This is a genomic window from Bradyrhizobium sp. 164 (assembly GCF_023073715.1).
Lineage (GTDB): Bacteria > Pseudomonadota > Alphaproteobacteria > Rhizobiales > Xanthobacteraceae > Bradyrhizobium.
The window spans coordinates 57,024-75,432 of sequence record NZ_JADPKA010000017.1 but is presented as its reverse complement, the minus strand read 5'-3'; the positions used below and the strand labels follow the sequence as shown (position 1 = coordinate 75,432).

Sequence of the window (18,409 nt, the reverse complement as noted above, 5' to 3'; positions counted from 1 at the left end):
CTTGCCGTTCCCCTATGGAACGGTCTACTGGCCGGATCGATTTTTCCCGGCAAGGACCTCTGATAAAGAGACCCTCGGAAAAGACCAGAAAGCGAATACGACGTGGACATCTACACCATCATCTTCCTGGCGCTGGCGGTCTTCATCTTTCTGCGGCTGCGCAGTGTGCTGGGGCAGCGCACCGGCAGCGAACGGCCGCCGTTCGACCGCAACGCGCTCCAAGGTGCCCAGGACAAGAACGTCGTGACCATGCCGGGCAAGGTGATCGACCAGGCCCCGCTGGCGCCGACGGCCGAGCCGACCCCGCCCACCGACCGCTGGAAGGGCCTGGCCGAGCCGGGCACCCCGCTCGCGCAGGGTCTCGACGCCATCGTCGACAAGGATTCCACCTTCGACCCACGCCATTTCATCTCGGGTGCCCGTGGCGCCTATGAGATGATCGTGCTGGCCTTCGCCAATGGCGACCGCCGCGCGCTGCGCGATTTGTTGTCGTCGGAAGTCTATGAGAGCTTCGAGGCCGCGATCAAGGAGCGCGAGAAGAACGAGCAGAAGACCGAGACGCGTTTCGTCTCGATCGACAAGGCCGAGCTCGTCGGCGCCGAGCTGCGCGACCGCACCGCCCAGCTCACCGTGCGCTTCGTCTCGCAGATGATCTCGGTCACCCGCGACAAGGCCGGCAACATCGTCGACGGCAGCGCCGACACGGTCGCCGACATCACCGACATCTGGACTTTCGCCCGCGACACCTCCTCTCGCGATCCGAACTGGAAGCTGGTTGGTACCGGAAGCGCGAATTAAGATCTTCTTGAAGACCAGCGCGACGGCGCTTTGCGCAGGTGTCGTCGTGCTGTCGTCGTTTTCGCTCGGCGCCGAGGCGGCGCGGCGCCACTACCGCAGTCACCACCGTCATCTTCCAACATTGCCTGCGGCCCCGCCGCGCGCCTTGCCCTATCCGCAGCTTTCGCTGCCGTTCGAGATTCCCGGCGCGCAATATCTGCCGCTGGCCTGGGCGGACGTGAAGGGCTGGAGCGACGATAATCATCTCGCCGCCTACAAGACCTTCCGCGCGAGCTGCCGTTCGATCAACACGCAGACCGGCGCGTCCGAGCCGAAAGCCGAAGCCAAAGCACTCGGCGCTTCGCTGAGTGAGCCCTGCCGGGTCGCCAAATCGCTCGAACTCACCGACGACGCCAGAGCCAAGACCTTCTTCGAGCAGAATTTTGCGCCGCTGCGCATCTCCCGTCTCGGTGAGCCCGACGGCTTCGTCACCGGCTATTACGAGCCCGTGCTCGAGGGATCGCGCACCCAGACCGACGTTTACAACGTTCCGGTCTATCGCCGGCCCTCCAACCTGTTCGTGCGTGGCTACAAGCAGGACTCGGTCAGCCTGCCCAACAAGGGCCCGGTCTATCGCAAGATCGGTCGCCGCAAGCTGGTGCCCTATTACGACCGCGGCGAGATCGAGGACGGCAAGATCGCCGGCCGCGGGCTGGAGATCGCCTGGCTCAAGGACCCGACCGATCTCTTGTTCGCACAGATCCAGGGTTCGGCACGGATCAAGTTCGACGACGGCGGCACGGTCCGGCTCAATTACGACGCCTATAACGGCTATCCTTACACGGCGGTAGGTCGCATCCTGATCGAGCGCGGCATCATTCCGAAGGAGGAGATGTCGATGCAGAAGATCAGGGAATGGATGGCGCAGAATCCGGATGGGGCCGAGGAATTGCGTCGCCAGAACCGCGCCTACATCTTCTTCCGCGAGGTCAATCTCTCCGACAAGGAGGAGGCGGTGGGCGCGCAAGGGATTCCGTTGACGGCCGGCCGCTCGATCGCGGTCGACAAATCGCTGCACGTCTACGGCACGCCGTTCTTCATCGAGGGCGAGCTGCCGATCGAGTCCGAACGCGCCAAGACGCCGTTCCACCGGCTGATGATCGCCCAGGACACCGGCTCGGCCATCATTGGACCTGCGCGCGCCGACCTTTATTTTGGCGCGGGCGCGGATGCCGGCCGCGTCTCCGGGCGGTTGCGCCATCCCATGCAATTCGTGATGCTGGTGCCGAAGAGCCTCGATCCCAGTGTGCGCGGCGCGCGATTGCCGGTGCCGGATCCGCGGCCGTCGGAAAAGATCGCAAAGCTGTTTCCGCAGCCCGATCCGGCGAAGCCCGCCTCTCCTGCTGCTGAGGCGACGGTCGACAAAAACGAAACGGTCGCCACTGCCGGTTCCGTCCCGCTACCGGTGCCGCGTCCGGCGATCGAGCCCGTTCGCGAACCGCAGCGGCCGGTGAAGAATCGCTCGCATCGGCAGCAATGAAGCGATCATCCCGTCCGCCCGTGCTGGAGCCCCGCCCCGTGCCGCGTCGCCGCGCCCTGAGCGAGGAGGAGCGCGAGCTGTGGGAGCTCGTTGCAAAGCAGGTGAAGCCGCTGAGGAAGCTTCGGGCGCCGAAGGCGCCCGCCGCGCCGCGCGCTGAATCCTCGCTTGCCGCCGAGGCGGCCAGACCTGCGTCAGCGTCAAGGCCGGTCGCGGCTGTCCCGGCGCCGCGCGTGGCAAAACCGTCCGTGCCGCCCTTGGCGCCGCTCGGCAAGCGCGAGCGCGCAAAGCTGTCGCGCGGACGACGCGAGATCGAGGCGCGGCTCGACCTGCATGGCATGACCCAGACGCGTGCCCATCGTGCGCTGACCGGCTTCCTGCACCGCGCCCATCACGACGGCCTGACCTTCGTCCTGGTCATCACCGGCAAGGGCCGCAGCGGCGGCGAAAGCGGCGTGCTCCGTCGCCAGGTGCCTGAATGGCTGAGCCTGCCGGAATTCCGCGCCTTCGTCGTCGGCTTCGAGGAGGCCCATATCGGGCACGGCGGCGAAGGTGCGCTGTATGTGCGAATTCGGCGGGCGAGGCACTAAACCTCTCCCGCTCGCAGCGGGAGCGGGAGCGCAGCTCCTAAAACGGCCGGATGATTCCGACGCGCGGGATCAACGTGATGATCAAACCGAAGATGTTGGTGTTGCGATCCTCCGCCTGAATCGGCGGCGCCTTCCGTGCGGCGGGCAGCATCTTCACCGCATGCAGGATCAGGAACATGCAGACCGCCCAGTTCGAGATCCAGCGCGAATAGTCGAACACCATGGCGAACATCACGAGATAAGCGAGACTGACGCCGATCAGCGCCGCGATCACGAGACGGCGATGCGTTTCGCTGGCGAGCGCGTTGATCAGGTTCGCAAAGAAGCGCCATAACGGCGTGTGCAGCCAGATCAAAAGTGCGAAGACCGGCACGCCGAGGATGTTGTGCGGCAGCCGGCCCCAGGTGTCGGCAACCTCCTTCGCCAGCGGCTGATACCAGATGTAGCTGAATTGCAGCAGGTCGGTGCGGGATGGATCGGCCATCCGGCTCTTGAGATGGGTGACGAATTCCGCCTCCGGGATCGGCATCGTTCCCAGAAATTGCGCCGCGAAGAACAATCCGGAGACGACCGCGAAGGCGGCGACACCGAACGCGACGTTGGTGCGACGGCAGCCGCAAGCCAGGTAATGTCTGATCACGACGATGGTGATGATCGTCGGCACATACATCAAGAGATGGATGTGGTGGATCAGGACGAGCATGATCGAGAACAGCGCAGCCGTCGCCACGAACAGCAATGAGCCCGCCGGCATCAGCAGCAGGACGATCGCCAGCGCACAGCCATAGATGTCGAAATGGCCGAGCGTATGCATGAAGTTCTTGAGGAAGAACGGCGAGCCCGCAGTGAAGACGAACAACGGCAGCGTCCTCGCGGTGAAGCCGAACGTGTTCTGGAACAGTCTTGCGTAAAGGCCCAGCGTTACCAGCCACGTCGCGCCGCCGAGCGCGAACACCAGCCATACCGGTACCTTCGCCGTGAACAGCGCGACGATCGCCCCGATCAGCGCGCGCTTGATGAAGCCGAAATGGTAGTCGACGAGAAGGTGGATATAGGGGACGTAAGGCGGCAGCTGGATCTTGTGGACGAACACGCCGACGAGGACGGCGGCGTTGATCGCGAGCAGCAGACGCCAGGGGTTTTGCAGGACGCTAGCGCGCATATGGCACTCGACGCGCGTCAATCTCCGCGGTCCCTCCGGACAAGCGCGCATAGCGAGCGCTGATCCCGGGCCCAAAACCACAGAAGGTCGTTTGAGCCGAAATCGGAGTCGCCATCTGTTTCAACAAGGACCGCCGGGGGTAATGGGTCCTGGCCCTCGCCAGGACGACAGCGGGATAGATAGCCGACCCCGACCGAATTACAAAATGAACCGGCTCAAATCCGCATTTTTGGCGAGGTCGCCGACGTGCTTCTGCACGTAATCGGCGTCGACCCGGACCGTCTCGCCATTGCGGTCGGGAGCGGTGAAGGAGATCTCGTCCAGCACCCGCTCCATCACGGTCTGGAGCCGCCGCGCGCCGATGTTCTCGACGGTGGAATTGACGGCGACCGCGACGTCGGCCAGCGCATCGATCGCGCTGTCGGTGATGTCGAGCGTCACGCCTTCGGTCAGCATCAAGGCGACATATTGCTTGATCAGCGAGGCTTCGGGCTCGGTCAGTATCCGGCGCATGTCGTCGCGGGTCAGCGCCTGCAATTCGACGCGGATCGGCAACCGGCCCTGCAACTCCGGCAACAGGTCGGACGGCTTTGCGACATGGAAGGCGCCGGAGGCGATGAACAGGATGTGGTCGGTCTTGACCGCGCCGTGCTTGGTCGAGACCGAGGTGCCCTCGATCAGCGGCAAGAGATCGCGCTGCACGCCCTCGCGCGAGACGTCGCCGCCGACGCGGCCGTCGCGCGCGCAGATCTTGTCGATCTCGTCCAGGAACACGATGCCGTTGTTCTCGACCGCGCTGATCGCCTCCAGCGTGAGCTGCTCGGTGTCCAAGAGCTTGTCGGATTCCTCGTTGACGAGAATTTCATGCGAGCCCTCCACCGTCAGCCGTCGCGTCTTGCTGCGGCCGCCCAGCTTGCCAAAGATGTCGCCGATCGAGATCGCGCCCATCTGCGCGCCCGGCATGCCGGGGATCTCGAACATCGGCATGCCGCCGCCGGACGACTGCGTCTCGATCTCGATTTCCTTGTCATTGAGCTCGCCGGCACGCAGCTTCTTGCGGAACGACTCCCGCGTCGCGGAAGAGGCATTGGCGCCGACCAGTGCATCGAGCACGCGCTCCTCGGCCGCGAGCTGCGCCCGCGCATGCACGTCCTTGCGCTTGCGCTCGCGCACCTGGACGATCGCGACCTCGACGAGATCGCGCACGATCTGCTCGACGTCGCGGCCGACATAGCCGACTTCGGTGAACTTGGTCGCTTCCACCTTCAGGAAGGGTGCATTCGCGAGCTTGGCGAGCCGCCGCGCGATTTCCGTCTTGCCGACGCCGGTGGGGCCGATCATCAGGATGTTTTTCGGCAGCACCTCCTCGCGCAAGGAGCCTTCGAGCTGCTGTCGCCGCCAGCGGTTGCGAAGCGCGATCGAGACGGCGCGCTTGGCATCGGCCTGGCCGACGATGAAACGGTCGAGTTCAGAAACGATTTCGCGGGGGGAGAAGTCTGTCATGGCACCTTAGCTAGGGTCAGATTCAGGCCGGGACAAGCCGCTTTTTTCAGCCATCAGATGATCGGCGGGCCGGATTGCCATTGCTTCACGGCCTCGATCGGATGGATCAGCATCAGAATATTCAGCGTCAGATTGTCGCGAATGTGGAGCGCCAGCATGATCTCGAAGGCGAGCCCGATCGCCACCGTTGCCGGCACCGGCAGCAGGCGTGCGGCGAGGAAGCCCAGCACCATGAACAGCGTGTCAGAGACCGAATTGACGATGCTGTCGCCGTAATAGTCCAGCGAAATCGTACCGGCACGGTAGCGTTCGATGATGAATGGCGAGTTCTCGACGATTTCCCAGGCGCCTTCGATCAGCATGGCGATGATCAGCCGCGCCGGCCATGACAAAGGCAGCGCGGGCAGCCGCGCGAACAGCAGCCAGGTCAGGCCGTAGAACAGGAAGCCGTGCAGGACGTGGGAGAAGCTGTACCAGTCGGCGACCTGTTGCGAATTCTCCGAGCTGTTCACCACGCCATGCCACAACTTCACATAGCCGCAGGTGCAGATCGGCACGCGCCCCGCCGCGAACAGGATGGAGGCCTGCAACGCCACCAGCAACAGCGCGATGCCGAGCCAGGCTTGCGGGGGTACGGCGAGCTTGCTCCGTTGCGTGTTCGCCAGCGTCACGGTTGACGCACCATCAACAGCGCCGGTCCGTCCGGCGTCTCGACCATGCGGTCGCGGACGAAGCCGGCCTTCGCATAGGCGCGTACCGCGCGTGCGTTGAGCGGATCAGGATCGGTCACGATCCGCGGCAGACCGGCGCGCAGCTGCGCGTCGACGAATTGGCGAATGAAGGCCGAGCCATGGCCGCGCGCGATCATGTCGCTTTCGCCGATGAACTGGTCGATCCCACGCGTGCCCTCCGGTTGCGGCCCAAAGCCCGTATTCCAGGCCGTCAGCCGGTAACACTGAAGATAGCCGAAGGGCTTGCCGTCGGCCAACACGATGAACTGGTCCATCGCCGGCTCGTCAAGATCGCCGCTGACCAGCTCAAGCTGCTCGTCCGGATCGCCCCACCATTCCCGCACATGCGCTTCGCCCAGCCACCGCCGGATCAGCGGCAGATCGGCCGTTGTCATCGAGCGGAAGGCGTAGGTGGGCGTCATCTAGCAGCCGCGGTGGCATTGCGCTCCCTCTCCCGCTTGCGGGAGAGGGTCGGGGAGAGGGTGCTTCCGCAATGGGACAATCCCCCAGAGGAGAGAGCCCCCACCCGGCGCTTCGCGCCGACCTCCCCCGCAAGCGGGAGAGGTTGCACCGAGCATCCGGACAAGCCTTCGGACAAATGACACTCCGCCTACCCGCTCGCGAGGCTCTCGATCGTCACATTCCGGTTGGTGTAGACGCAGATGTCGGCAGCGATGTCGAGGGAGCGGCGGACGATGGTCTCGGCGTCCTTATCGGTGTCGAGCAGGGCGCGGGCCGCCGCGAGTGCATAATTACCGCCGGAGCCGATCGCCATCACGCCGGCCTCAGGCTCGAGCACGTCGCCGGTGCCGGTCAGGACCAGGGAGACGTCCTTGTCGGCCACGATCATCATGGCCTCCAGCCGCCGCAGGTAACGGTCGGTGCGCCAGTCCTTGGCGAGCTCGACCGCGGCCCGGGTCAGCTGCCCCGGATATTGCTCCAGCTTGCTCTCCAGCCGCTCAAAGAGCGTGAAGGCGTCGGCGGTGGCGCCGGCAAAGCCGCCGATGACGTCGCCCTTGCCGAGCTTGCGGACCTTCTTGGCGTTGGACTTGATCACGGTCTGGCCGATCGAGACCTGGCCGTCGCCGCCAACCACCACCTTGCCGCCCTTGCGGACCGTCAAAATCGTGGTGCCGTGCCAGCTAGGGGAGCTGTTCTGGGAATCCTGCATGAATGACCCTCGTTGTCGGCCTGATTTAGGCGGTCGGGGCCAAAGGGACAACCGGCGCACAACGGCCGCTCCGGGCCTAATTCGCTCACCATAGGCAGAAGTAGAGGCCCGGCGAGCCGTTCCCGCAGTAGCGAAGGCGTCATTTGGCTGGTAAAAGACCGGCGTTTTCGGCCCCGAACAGCATGATTTGGAAAAGCGGATATCGCTTTTCCGACCGAGATCATGCTGAAATGAAAGCGAAAGCCTTCAATGCGCACCGCGACGATCAAGCGCAAGACCAAGGAAACCGACATCGAGGTCACCGTGAACCTCGATGGCACCGGCGTGGCCAATATCGCGACCGGCATCGGCTTTTTCGACCATATGCTCGATCTCCTCGCCCGCCATTCCCGCATCGACCTCACGATCAAGGCGGTAGGCGACCTGCACATTGATCATCACCATACCACCGAAGACACCGGCATTGCGCTCGGCCAGGCGGCCAAGCAGGCGCTCGGCAACATGGCGGGTATCACCCGCTATGCCAGCGTGCACATGCCCATGGACGAGACGCTGTCGCGCGTGGTCATCGACATCTCGGGCCGCCCGTTCCTGGTGTTCAAGGCCCACTTTCCCCGCGACAAGATCGGCGAGTTCGACACCGAGCTGGTGCGCGAGTGGTTCCAGGCCTTCGCCATCAACGCCGGCGTGACTCTCCACGTCGAGACCCTATATGGCGATAACAGCCACCATATCGCCGAGTCCTGCTTCAAGGGTCTGGCGCGGGCGCTGCGCACCGCTGTCGCGATCGATCCGAAGGCTGTGGGCGAGATCCCGTCCACCAAGGGCTCGCTCGGCGGCTGACATCTTCGGCCGGCGGCACGCGCCGCTTGCGGTATCACTGAATTTAGAGAACGGGGCATCACCATGCCTGTCTACACAGTTCATGCTCCCTCCCCTGCCGGAGCCGATTTGCGCGCGACCGACAAGTTCGTCTTCGTGCGCGACGGCTTCCACTTTTGGGCGATGATCTTCGGCCCGCTCTGGCTGCTGTGGAATCGGCTGTGGCTGGCGCTGATCGGCTGGGTGATCTTCGTGGCCGCGTTCAATGCGGGGCTGTCCAGCCTGGGTGTTGGACGCAGCTCGATCTTCTTCGCCAATATCATCGTCGCGCTGCTGATGGGCTTCGAGGCCTCGAGCCTGCGCCGCTGGACTCTCTCACGCGGCAAATGGCGGCAGCTCGACGTCGTGATTGCCGACAAGGAAGACACTGCCGAGCATCGCTTCTTCGAACGTTGGAGCCAGAAGCAGCACGGCATCGTCAACGATCAATGGGCCGTCGATCGCGGCGGCCCGCCGCCGACCCGTAGCGTGCCGGGTCAGCAATTCTCGAACCCGCCGCCGTTGCCGGCGGGCGGCATCATTGGGTTGTTTCCAGAACCGGGAGGGTCAAGATGAGCGTCGCCATCATCGATTACGGTTCGGGCAATCTGCATTCCGCCGCCAAGGCCTTCGAACGTGCCGCGCGCAGCCTGGAGGACCCGCAAAAGGTATTCGTTACCAGCGATCCGGACCAGGCCTACAGCGCCGACCGTCTGGTGCTGCCGGGCGTCGGCGCTTTCGCCGATTGCCGGCGCGGACTTGACGCCGTCAACGGCATGGTTGAGGCCATCACCGAAGCGGTGCGCGTCAAGGCGCGGCCGTTCTTCGGCATCTGCGTCGGCATGCAATTGATGGCGAGCCGCGGCAAGGAGCACGTCACGACGGAGGGGCTGAATTGGATCGGCGGCGACGTCGAGAAGATCACGCCGCGCGACGAAAACCTGAAGATCCCGCACATGGGCTGGAACACGCTCGAGGTGCTGCGCGAGCATCCGGTGCTGAACAAGCTGCCGCTTGGCCCCAAGGGCCAGCACGCCTATTTCGTGCACTCCTATCACCTCAACCCCGCCAACGAGGCGGACGTGCTGGCGCGCGCCGACTATGGCGGGCCCGTCACCGCGATCGTCGCGAAGGACACCGCGATCGGCACGCAATTCCACCCCGAGAAGAGCCAGCGGTTCGGGCTGGCCCTGATCTCGAACTTTTTGCGATGGAAACCGTGATGAATTCGACGGCTTTCACCTCGTCATTGCGAGCGAAGCGAAGCAATCCAGCGTCTTTGCGCGGCGGCAGTCTGGATTGCTTCGCTGCGCTCGCAATGACGGAGTGCATAGCTGACAGGTCCGTTCCTACGATGGGGACGGGAGCAGGTGCAACATGATTCTCTTCCCCGCGATCGATCTCAAGAACGGCCAGTGCGTGCGTCTCGAGCAAGGCGACATGGCGCGCGCCACCGTATTCAATCTCGATCCCGCGGCGCAGGCGCAGAGCTTCGCCGCGCAGGGCTTTGAGTATCTCCACGTCGTCGATCTCGACGGCGCCTTTGCCGGCAAGCCGGTCAATGCGCAGGCCGTCGAGGTGATGCTGAAGACGATCAAGATTCCGGTGCAGCTCGGCGGCGGCATTCGCGATCTCGCGACGGTTGAAGCCTGGCTCGGCAAGGGCATCACCCGCGTCATCATCGGCACCGCCGCGGTGCGCGACCCTGAATTGGTGAAGGCGGCGGCGAAGCAATTCCCCAGCCGCGTCGCGGTCGGGTTAGACGCCCGCGACGGCAAGGTCGCTGTCGAAGGCTGGGCCGAGACCTCGCAGGTCACAGTGCTGGAGATCGCGCAGCGGTTCGAGGACGCCGGCGTTGCCGCCATCATCTTCACCGACATCGCACGCGACGGTCTGCTCAAGGGCCTGAATCTGGACGCGACCATTGCGCTGGCGGACGCGATTTCGATTCCGGTGATCGCCTCCGGCGGCCTTGCTTCGATCGAGGACGTCAAGGCGATGCTGACGCCGCGCGCCAAGAAGCTCGCCGGCGCGATCGCAGGCCGCGCGCTCTATGATGGCCGGCTTGATCCCGCCGCCGCCCTCGCTTTGATCCGTAACGCGCGCTAGGAGGCATCCAATGTTCAAGGTGCGCGTGATCCCCTGCCTCGACGTCAAGGACGGAAGGGTCGTCAAGGGCGTGAATTTCGTCGATTTGCGCGATGCCGGCGACCCTGTCGAGGCCGCAATCGCCTATGATGCCGCTGGGGCCGACGAGCTTACCTTCCTCGACATCACTGCGACCCATGAGAACCGCGGCATCATGCTTGATGTGGTCCGGCGCACGGCAGAAGCCTGCTTCATGCCTGTCACCGTCGGCGGCGGCGTGCGTGAGGTCAACGACATCAAGACGCTGCTGCGCGCCGGCGCCGACAAGGTCTCGATCAATAGCGCCGCGGTATCACGGCGGGAGTTCGTCAAGGAAGCGGCCGAAAAATTCGGCGAGCAATGCGTGGTGGTGGCGATCGATGCCAAGCGCGTCAAGCGTCCGGGCGGCGACCGCTGGGAGATCTTCACCCATGGCGGGCGCAATTCGACCGGCATCGATGCCATCGAATATGCCCAGGAAGTGGTCTCGCTCGGCGCCGGCGAGATCCTGCTCACCTCGATGGATCGCGACGGCACCAGGCAGGGCTTTGACATTCCGCTGACCCGCGCGATCGCCGACAGCGTCTCCGTTCCGGTGATTGCCTCGGGCGGCGTCGGCAATCTTGACCATCTCGTCGACGGTATCCGCGACGGGCACGCCACCGCCGTGCTGGCGGCCTCGATCTTCCACTTCGGGGAATTCACCATCCGCGAAGCCAAGGAGCATATGGCACGGCGCGGGCTGCCCATGCGCCTCGATGCCTGACGACTCCCGTTCGTAAAAGTGCTACACGAGCCGTGTGGGACGGCTCGTTCGGCCGTATCGCGTTTTCCGAGTATTCCGTATGCCGCGTTTCACGATCCATGATCTGGCCGAGACCATCGATGCCCGCGCGGCCGCCGGTGGCGAGGCCTCCTATACCCGCAAGCTTCTGGACAAGGGCGCCGAGCATTGCGCCAAGAAGTTCGGTGAGGAGGCAGTCGAAACCGTAATCGCAGCAGTCGAAAACGATCGCGCGCATCTGATCGCCGAGAGCGCCGATCTGCTCTACCATTTCCTTGTGCTGCTCAAGGCCCGCGGCGTAAAGCTGGAGGAGGTCGAGGCCGCGCTGGACAAGCGGACGTCGATGTCAGGGTTGGAAGAAAAGGCGTCGCGCAAGAGCGGCAACTAGCCGAGGTGGAAAGATCGCGTCATGGATATCCGCGCACCCGAGCAGCAGTATAATCCGTACCGCGTCTATACGCGCGAAGAATGGGCGCGCCTGCGCGACGACACGCCGATGACGCTGGAGCCGGGCGAGTTCGACCGGCTGCGCTCGCTGCACGACCGCCTCGACCTCCAGGAGGTCGAGGACATTTACCTGCCGCTGTCGCGCCTGCTCTCGATCTACGTCGATGCGATGCAGCGCCTGTATTACGCCGAGCGGCAATTCCTCAACATCCGCGACCGCAAGGTGCCCTATATCATCGGCGTTGCCGGCTCGGTCGCGGTGGGCAAATCCACCACGGCCCGCGTGCTCCAGGCCCTCTTGGCGCGCTGGTCGCCGCGCCCGAAGGTCGAGCTGATCACCACCGACGGGTTTCTCTACCCCAACGCGGTGCTCGATCGGCAGGGCATCATGCAGAAGAAGGGTTTTCCCGAGAGCTACGACCTGCCACTGCTGCTCAGCTTCCTCTCCGACATCAAGTCCGGACGTCGTCATGTGCGCGCGCCGGTCTATTCGCATCTGACCTACGACATCGTGCCGAACCAGTGGGCCGAGATCGACCAGCCCGACATCCTGATCGTCGAAGGCGTCAACGTGCTGCAGACGGGCAAGCTGCCGCGCGACGGCAAGGCGGTGCCTGTGGTCTCCGACTTCTTCGATTTCTCGGTCTATATCGACGCCGACGAGGCGGCGCTGCGGCAATGGTACATCAAGCGCTTCCTGGCGCTGCGCGACACCGCCTTCACCAACCCGAAATCCTACTTCAACCGCTACGCGCTGTTGTCGGATGAGGAAGCCACCGCCACCGCGATCGCGATCTGGGAGCGCACCAATCTCGCCAATCTCGAGGACAACATCCTGCCGACCCGGCCCCGCGCGACGCTGATCCTGAAGAAGGGCGCCGACCACACGGTGGAGAGCGTGGCGCTCAGGCGGCTGTAATCGCGCCGGTGAACATGGCCCCCCTGGCTGGTTGGGCTGAGTGTCTTTTGTTGCAGACCTAAAATCGGTATTCCGCTATGCCTTCAAGAACGGCGGAGAGGCACTATGGTTGATCGTCTCAGAAGCGCTGCGGAGCAGCTTGAAGCTCCGATCTGCCCGGACTGCCACATCGAGATGAAGTGGTTTCGCTCCGAACTGCTGGCGGACGAGCCGACGCCGATCATCGCGCATCTTTTCGTGTGCCCACATTGCAAGCGCGCGGCAAAAGCGGACACCATCTTCAAAGCCGACCGAGCGCCGCCTGATAAGCTCACTGCGCCGCGTTTTCTTTCGCATGCCGACGGACTGAGTCCCGCCCGACGGCACGGGGCATGCTCGGCTCCCGACCTGGCCGTTACCCTAGCTGGCACGCCGCCGCTGGTTGGCTCACTTGCCTGCCTTCGTATTCCAGTCCGCTAGCCTGATGCGCCCCGCAAAGATGGCGGGGCCGGAGCTGCTGGCCTTGTAGACGAAGGCTTCGCCTTCCTGCACGTCGCCGGCCTCCTTGCCGAAGGCATCGGCGATGTTCGTCTTATGGGTGATCAGGAACGTGTTGGTGCTGGCCTTCGGCGGCGTATCGACGAGATGACGCACGGCTTGGCCCGCCTTTGCATTTGCACCCGTCGGGTTGGCCATTCCCGACGCACTGGCGTTGCTGCTGTCCGTTAGCGCATCGACCGGCTTGACCTCGCGGCCGGAGATCAGCTTGCCCGCCTCGACCGCGCGGTTCAGCCGGCTGGTGTAGACCTCGCCGATCGGAATCGCGAGATCCTTGACCGCTGTCCCGATCTGACGCGCCATGTCCCTGCCCTTTTCACTGAGCTGGCGCTGCGCGCTCATGTCGTCGAATTTGAAAGGGTAGACGTCCTTTTGGCTGTCATCGGTGGCGGTGTGCCGAAACACCAGCACGTAGCCGCCTTGCTTGAGCGATGTGATGAGTTCCGGCGTATCGGCCGCGGTGTGTCGGGAAATTCCAGCGATAAGGACAATGAGTGCGAGGCGGCAAAGCACGTTCATGCGCAAAGTCCCCTATTGCAAAACGTCCCCTCGGGGATGGTGACGCGCAACGAGGCCGATTTCAATTATCGACTGCCGGTCGGGCCGAGGTTTTCGTGAAATTCTGGATCAGACACTCAGGTGGCGGGACGCGGCCAGCCCCGCCAGCGCCTGATCCAGCTTCTCGCGGTCGAGCGGCTTGATCAGGAATCCATTCATGCCTGCCTCGAAGCAAGCGTAGCGGTCCTCGACCAGCGTATTGGCGGTGAGCGCCAGGATCGGCATGCGCTGGCGACCCATGGCCGCCTCATGCGCGCGAATGCGCTTTGTCGTCTCAATGCCGTCGAGCTGCGGCATCTGGATATCCATCAGCACGAGATCATAGGGCGTGCCGGCCGATGAGGCGGCGAGCCAGGATTCCAGCGCCGCCTCGCCGTGGATAGCGATGACGACGCGGTGGCCGAGTTTCGTCAGCAGCGAGCGCATCAACAGCGCATTGATCTCGTTGTCCTCGGCAACGAGGATCGACAGCCCTTTCGCCGGCGTTGCAGTTTTGGATTCGGCCAATGGCTGCGGTGCGAGCTCGGGCGAGGCGACCTCCGGCGTCAGCGAAAGGCGTGTCGCGAGCGAGGCGGCGCGCAGCGGCTTCACCAGGAATCCGGTGAAGGCCGGGGACAGTTCCTCATGGCGCGAGCTCGAGGTCAGCAGCACCAGGCGCTGCATCGCATGCGCCCGCGCGGTTTCGCCGAGATGGTCGGAAGCGGCGGGACCGATCGCGCGATCGACCAGCATGGCGTGCCATGAACGCTCCGGCAGCAGCGCTTGAGCCACGGCGGCGTCCGCCACCATGCAGGTCTGACCGCCCCAGCGCTCCAGGCGCCGTGCGATCAGCGACGCCTCGATGCCCTCGGCGACGAGGAGAATCGGCTTGCCGGCGAGTTCGGGGCAGGCGAATGCCGTCTGTCCGCTACCTGCTTGTGACGGGGCTAGCGGCACCGCGACCTCGAAGGTCGACCCCCTGCCCGGTTCGCTCTCGAGCGTGATCCGGCCGCCCATGCGCTTGACGATGCGCTCGCTGATGGACAGGCCGAGTCCGGTGCCGCCATAGGTGCGCGCGACGCGCTCGTCCGCCTGCTCGAACTCCCGGAAGATGCGCGATTGCGCTTCCGGCGCGATGCCGATGCCGGTGTCGCGGACCAGGAAGCTGATCTCGTTCGGCCGGATGCCGGGCTCGACGATCAGCGCGACGCCGCCGCTCGCGGTGAACTTGATGGCGTTGCCGGCGAGGTTGAGCAGCACCTGGCGCAGCCGCGCGGCGTCCCCCACCACCTCGAGCGGCAGGCGCTCGTCGATATAGGACGCGATCTCGAGAGTCTTGGCCTGCGCACGCGGCGCCAGAAGCTCGGTGATCTCCTCGACCAGCGTGGACAAGGCGAACGGACGCTGCTCGAGATCGAGCTTGCCGGCTTCGATCTTGGAATAATCGAGCAGCTCCTCGATCAGCGCCATCAGTGCTTCGCCCGAAGTTTTCACCGCCCTGGCGTAGGTCGTCTGCTCCGGCGTCAGCGTGGTGTCGAGCAAGAGGCTGCCCATGCCGATGATGCCGTTGAGGGGCGTGCGGATTTCGTGCGAGGCCATCGCGAGGAAACGCGACTTCGCGCGGTTGGCGGCATCGGCCTGATCGCGCGCGTCGGACAAAGCGCGCTCGGTCTCGGTGCGGTCGGTGACGTCGCGCCCGACGCTCTGCAATTCGGCGGGCTGGCCGGCATCGCGGCGCACATAGCCCTCGCGCCAGGCGATCCAGCGCGCACCGAGCGGGGTTGCGATTTTCTGGTCGTGAACGCGCGTGCCGCTGCTCTCGCGCGCGCTGTCGCCCTGCTCCAGCACGTCGAAGTCGAAGCGTGTGCCGACCAGCGCGCTCCGGGCCTGTCCGGCCAGCGCGCAATAGGCGTCATTGGCAAAGGTGATGCGGCCGCTCGTGTCGCGCAGCACGATCAGGTCGCCCTGCTGCTCGAACAGGCTGCGGGCGCGCTCTTCGGCTTCCTTGAGCTCCCAATTGCGGTCGATCAGCGCCTCGTTGTGGGCGGCGAGCGAACGCAGCCGCTTGTTGACGAAGCGCAGCCGCATGCTCAGCGTCGCAAGACCAAGGCACGCCAGCGCGAACAGGAAGCTCGCGCCGATCGCAAAGGCGTTGGGATCGTAGCCGGAATTCTCGGACCGGCTGCCGGAGACGAAGCCATAGGCGGCGCCGAACGTCGCCGAGAAGATCATGAAGGAGCGGAGCGCGAAGGCGATACGGGGATGCTGTCGCCTGAAGCGGCGCATGCGCACCTTGATCCGGAACGTCCGACCCATCGCCACCGACCCTTGTCCGAAACCCCGTGCCCGCCGTGTGCGACGATGTCGCGTCGACCTTGCGAACAGCTTGAGGCTTTGGCGCCGCCTCCAAACAGGGTTGACGAGGTGTTAACGCTTCAGAGCATGATCCGCAAAAGTGTGCAGCGATTTTCCAAAAAGGTCATGCGCAAACAAGAAGCTAAAGCGCGATCGTGATCTCACCGCGGTTTAGAGTGAGGCGGCCTGCAGGCGGCCATGGCCGCCGCGGGCGCCGACGATCAGCGCCGCGGCCTCGCGCTGCGAGAACGTCTTCGAGCGCACATAGATGCGGTAATCGGCCGGCCCTTCGGTGGAGAGATAGATTACCTGGCCGCCGTCGACGGGCTGCGCGGCGATTGAGACCAGGCGTGTCCACGGATTGCCCTGGCAGGATTCCGATTCCGAGCCGAGGCCGTCGTCGACCACCGCGAAGTCCGCAGCGTCCGCATTGTCGGTGACCTGGACCCGTACCGTGGCCTGCGCGGGATCATCGGTGAAGGCGACATGCACGCCGGCGGTCCAGAACAGGGAGGTGAGCTCGACCGAGGACTCGCCCAGGGCAATGCAGGGATGCGAGACCGATCCGATCTCGCCGCGGGCGAACACCGCCGCCGCCAACAGGGGAACAACCGAGGCCAGGATCTTGAAACGCAACATGACACTCTACTCGCCCGCCCCTCGGGAACTCGAGTTGGAAACACATGGGGCTTATGGTTTGCAGAGCGTAAAGGAAACTCGTTACCGCCGGGTTGATGCGCGTGTGCTTCACGCCATCTGCCGCACATCCTCCGCGAGTGCGCGGTAGGATAGCGCTTCGGCGAGGTGCAGCCGGCCGATCTTGTCCGCGTTGTCGAGATCGGCCAGTGTGCGCGCGACCCGCAGCACGCGGTGATAGCCGCGCGCCGACAGCCGCATGGTCTCCGCCGCGTCCCGCAATAGCTTGGCGCCTTGCGCATCCGGTTTTGCGATCTCTTCGAGGACCGAGGCCGGCGCCTCGGCATTGGTACGGACGTTCGGCAGGCCGGCATCCGCATAACGCGCAAGCTGGATGTCGCGTGCCGCCGCCACGCGCGCGGCGACTTCGGCGGAGCCTTCCGCCGGCGGCGGCAGAATCAAATCGGCCGCGGTCACCGCCGGCACCTCGATGCGCAGATCGATGCGATCCATCAACGGACCGGAGATGCGCGCCTGGTAGTCGCCGGTGCAGCGGTCGATGCGGCCGCGCTTGCAGGCATAGCCCGGCTCGAACGCGTTGCCGCAGCGGCACGGATTCATCGCGGCCACCAGCATGAAGCGGGCAGGGTAGGTGACGCGATGATTGGCGCGCGACACCGCGACCTCGCCGTTCTCCAGGGGCTGGCGCAGCGAATCCAGCACGCGCGGATCGAACTCCGGCAGCTCGTCGAGGAACAGCACACCCTGATGCGCCAGCGAGATCTCGCCGGGTTTGGCGCGCACGCCGCCACCGGTGAGCGCGGCCATGCTGGCGGAATGATGCGGCGAGCGGAACGGCCGCCGCGCGGTCAGCGCGCCGCCCTCGATCTCGCCGGCGACGGACGCGATCATCGAGACTTCGAGCAGTTCGCCGGGCGACAGCGGCGGCAGGATCGAGGGCAGGCGCGCCGCCAGCATCGATTTGCCGGCGCCGGGCGCGCCGATCATCAGCAGGTGATGTCCGCCCGCGGCTGCGATCTCCAGCGCCCGCTTGGCGCTCTCCTGGCCCTTGATATCGCGCAGGTCGAGGGACGAGGCGGCGGCCTCATGCACCTTCGGTGAGGGCCGCGACAGCACCTGCGTGCCCTTGAAATGGTTGGCGATCTGAATGAGTGATTGTGCGGCCATGATCTGGATGTCCGGGCTCGCCCAGGCCGCCTCCGAGCCGCAGGCTGCCGGGCAGATCAGGCCCTCCTCGCGCGCATTGGCGCCGATCGCGGCGGGCAGGACACCTGCGACCGGCGCGATCGGTCCGTCGAGGCCGAGCTCGCCGAGAACTGTGAAGCCGGTCAGTGCATCGGGCGGGATCGCGCCGATCGCCGCCATCAGCCCGAGCGCGATCGGCAGGTCGTAATGGCTGCCCTCCTTGGGCAGGTCGGCCGGGGCCAGATTGACGATGATCCGCCGCGCCGGCAGCGCCAGCCCCGAGGCGATCAGAGCCGAACGGACCCGCTCGCGTGCCTCCGACACCGCCTTGTCCGGCAGGCCGACGATGGCGAAGGCCGGCAGCCCCGGGGCGACCTGCACCTGCACGTCGACCGCACGGGCCTCAATCCCCTCAAAGGCGACGGTAGAAACCCGCTGAACCATGCTCGAACCAGCCTGCCCTTTCGCGCAATTAGGGGTAGCAGAGCCTAGCGCCTTTCGCAAGAACAATACGGGAACATGCCCTAGG

Annotated in this window: 20 protein-coding genes; 11 read left to right on the top strand and 9 right to left on the bottom strand. The window is 64.9% G+C overall.

What is annotated here, in order from left to right:
* Positions 1-102: 102 nt before the first annotated feature.
* The 3 genes from IVB01_RS06115 to IVB01_RS06105 are packed head-to-tail and all read left to right on the top strand — an operon-like array spanning position 103 to position 2,904.
* Positions 103-798, top strand: coding sequence for a Tim44/TimA family putative adaptor protein (locus IVB01_RS06115; protein ID WP_247276603.1), 696 nt, complete (start codon positions 103-105; stop codon positions 796-798).
* The gene (locus IVB01_RS06110; RefSeq protein WP_247276602.1) at positions 776-2,317 is read left to right on the top strand and encodes an MltA domain-containing protein; all 1,542 of its coding nucleotides are present in this window, start codon (positions 776-778) and stop codon (positions 2,315-2,317) included. Before IVB01_RS06115 ends, IVB01_RS06110 begins: the two co-directional genes overlap by 23 nt.
* Positions 2,314-2,904, top strand: coding sequence for a Smr/MutS family protein (locus IVB01_RS06105; RefSeq protein WP_247276601.1), 591 nt, complete (start codon positions 2,314-2,316; stop codon positions 2,902-2,904). Before IVB01_RS06110 ends, IVB01_RS06105 begins: the two co-directional genes overlap by 4 nt.
* Before the next feature lie 37 nt (positions 2,905-2,941).
* Here IVB01_RS06105 and IVB01_RS06100 read toward each other — a convergent pair whose 3' ends face one another.
* The 5 genes from IVB01_RS06100 to hslV form a co-directional block, all read right to left on the bottom strand.
* Complete coding sequence (locus IVB01_RS06100; protein ID WP_247276600.1) at positions 2,942-4,066, bottom strand: hypothetical protein; 1,125 nt, start codon at positions 4,064-4,066, stop codon at positions 2,942-2,944.
* Between the two features lie 198 nt (positions 4,067-4,264).
* Entirely contained in the window at positions 4,265-5,569 is a 1,305-nt protein-coding gene (gene hslU, locus IVB01_RS06095; RefSeq protein WP_247276599.1) for an ATP-dependent protease ATPase subunit HslU, read from the bottom strand.
* Between the two features lie 53 nt (positions 5,570-5,622).
* The gene (locus IVB01_RS06090; RefSeq protein ID WP_247276598.1) at positions 5,623-6,240 is read right to left on the bottom strand and encodes a DUF2585 domain-containing protein; all 618 of its coding nucleotides are present in this window, start codon (positions 6,238-6,240) and stop codon (positions 5,623-5,625) included.
* On the bottom strand, positions 6,237-6,722 hold the full coding sequence (locus tag IVB01_RS06085) for a GNAT family N-acetyltransferase (protein WP_247276597.1): 486 nt from the start codon (positions 6,720-6,722) through the stop codon (positions 6,237-6,239). Before IVB01_RS06085 ends, IVB01_RS06090 begins: the two co-directional genes overlap by 4 nt.
* A gap of 188 nt (positions 6,723-6,910) precedes the next feature.
* Positions 6,911-7,471 carry an ATP-dependent protease subunit HslV gene (gene hslV, locus IVB01_RS06080; RefSeq protein ID WP_247276596.1) on the bottom strand — a complete coding sequence of 187 codons (561 nt, stop codon included), beginning with the start codon at positions 7,469-7,471 and terminating at the stop codon, positions 6,911-6,913.
* A 249-nt stretch (positions 7,472-7,720) separates the two neighbouring features.
* On the opposite strand from hslV, the gene hisB reads away from it, so the two are divergent.
* The 8 genes from hisB to IVB01_RS06040 all read left to right on the top strand — a co-directional run bounded on the left by hisB (position 7,721) and on the right by IVB01_RS06040 (position 13,068).
* Entirely contained in the window at positions 7,721-8,314 is a 594-nt protein-coding gene (hisB, locus tag IVB01_RS06075) for an imidazoleglycerol-phosphate dehydratase HisB (protein ID WP_247276595.1), read from the top strand.
* Between the two features lie 63 nt (positions 8,315-8,377).
* Positions 8,378-8,908: a DUF2628 domain-containing protein gene (locus IVB01_RS06070; protein WP_247276594.1), complete on the top strand. Its 531-nt coding sequence runs from the start codon at positions 8,378-8,380 to the stop codon at positions 8,906-8,908.
* Complete coding sequence (hisH, locus tag IVB01_RS06065) at positions 8,905-9,555, top strand: imidazole glycerol phosphate synthase subunit HisH (protein WP_247276593.1); 651 nt, start codon at positions 8,905-8,907, stop codon at positions 9,553-9,555. Before IVB01_RS06070 ends, hisH begins: the two co-directional genes overlap by 4 nt.
* A gap of 154 nt (positions 9,556-9,709) precedes the next feature.
* Entirely contained in the window at positions 9,710-10,441 is a 732-nt protein-coding gene (hisA, locus tag IVB01_RS06060; RefSeq protein WP_247276592.1) for a 1-(5-phosphoribosyl)-5-[(5-phosphoribosylamino)methylideneamino]imidazole-4-carboxamide isomerase, read from the top strand.
* A 10-nt stretch (positions 10,442-10,451) separates the two neighbouring features.
* Positions 10,452-11,225: an imidazole glycerol phosphate synthase subunit HisF gene (gene hisF, locus IVB01_RS06055; RefSeq protein ID WP_145630398.1), complete on the top strand. Its 774-nt coding sequence runs from the start codon at positions 10,452-10,454 to the stop codon at positions 11,223-11,225.
* A gap of 79 nt (positions 11,226-11,304) precedes the next feature.
* Positions 11,305-11,631: a phosphoribosyl-ATP diphosphatase gene (locus IVB01_RS06050; RefSeq protein WP_247276591.1), complete on the top strand. Its 327-nt coding sequence runs from the start codon at positions 11,305-11,307 to the stop codon at positions 11,629-11,631.
* A gap of 21 nt (positions 11,632-11,652) precedes the next feature.
* On the top strand, positions 11,653-12,609 hold the full coding sequence (coaA, locus tag IVB01_RS06045) for a type I pantothenate kinase (protein WP_200497031.1): 957 nt from the start codon (positions 11,653-11,655) through the stop codon (positions 12,607-12,609).
* A gap of 105 nt (positions 12,610-12,714) precedes the next feature.
* The gene (locus IVB01_RS06040; protein ID WP_247421421.1) at positions 12,715-13,068 is read left to right on the top strand and encodes a hypothetical protein; all 354 of its coding nucleotides are present in this window, start codon (positions 12,715-12,717) and stop codon (positions 13,066-13,068) included.
* On the opposite strand, the gene IVB01_RS06035 is transcribed toward IVB01_RS06040, so the two are convergent.
* The 4 genes from IVB01_RS06035 to IVB01_RS06020 all read right to left on the bottom strand — a co-directional run bounded on the left by IVB01_RS06035 (position 13,036) and on the right by IVB01_RS06020 (position 18,324).
* Entirely contained in the window at positions 13,036-13,665 is a 630-nt protein-coding gene (locus tag IVB01_RS06035) for a histidine phosphatase family protein (RefSeq protein ID WP_247421424.1), read from the bottom strand. The two genes, IVB01_RS06040 and IVB01_RS06035, sit on opposite strands and share 33 nt — an antisense overlap.
* 108 nt (positions 13,666-13,773) lie before the next feature.
* Positions 13,774-15,999 (bottom strand): ATP-binding protein, encoded by a 2,226-nt coding sequence (locus IVB01_RS06030; RefSeq protein WP_247276618.1) that lies wholly within the window; start codon positions 15,997-15,999, stop codon positions 13,774-13,776.
* A 210-nt stretch (positions 16,000-16,209) separates the two neighbouring features.
* Positions 16,210-16,677, bottom strand: a complete 468-nt coding sequence (locus IVB01_RS06025) for a hypothetical protein (RefSeq protein WP_247276589.1) — start codon at positions 16,675-16,677, stop codon at positions 16,210-16,212.
* Positions 16,678-16,785: 108 nt separating this feature from the next.
* Positions 16,786-18,324, bottom strand: a complete 1,539-nt coding sequence (locus IVB01_RS06020; protein WP_247494315.1) for a YifB family Mg chelatase-like AAA ATPase — start codon at positions 18,322-18,324, stop codon at positions 16,786-16,788.
* Between the last annotated feature and the right edge of the window lie 85 nt (positions 18,325-18,409).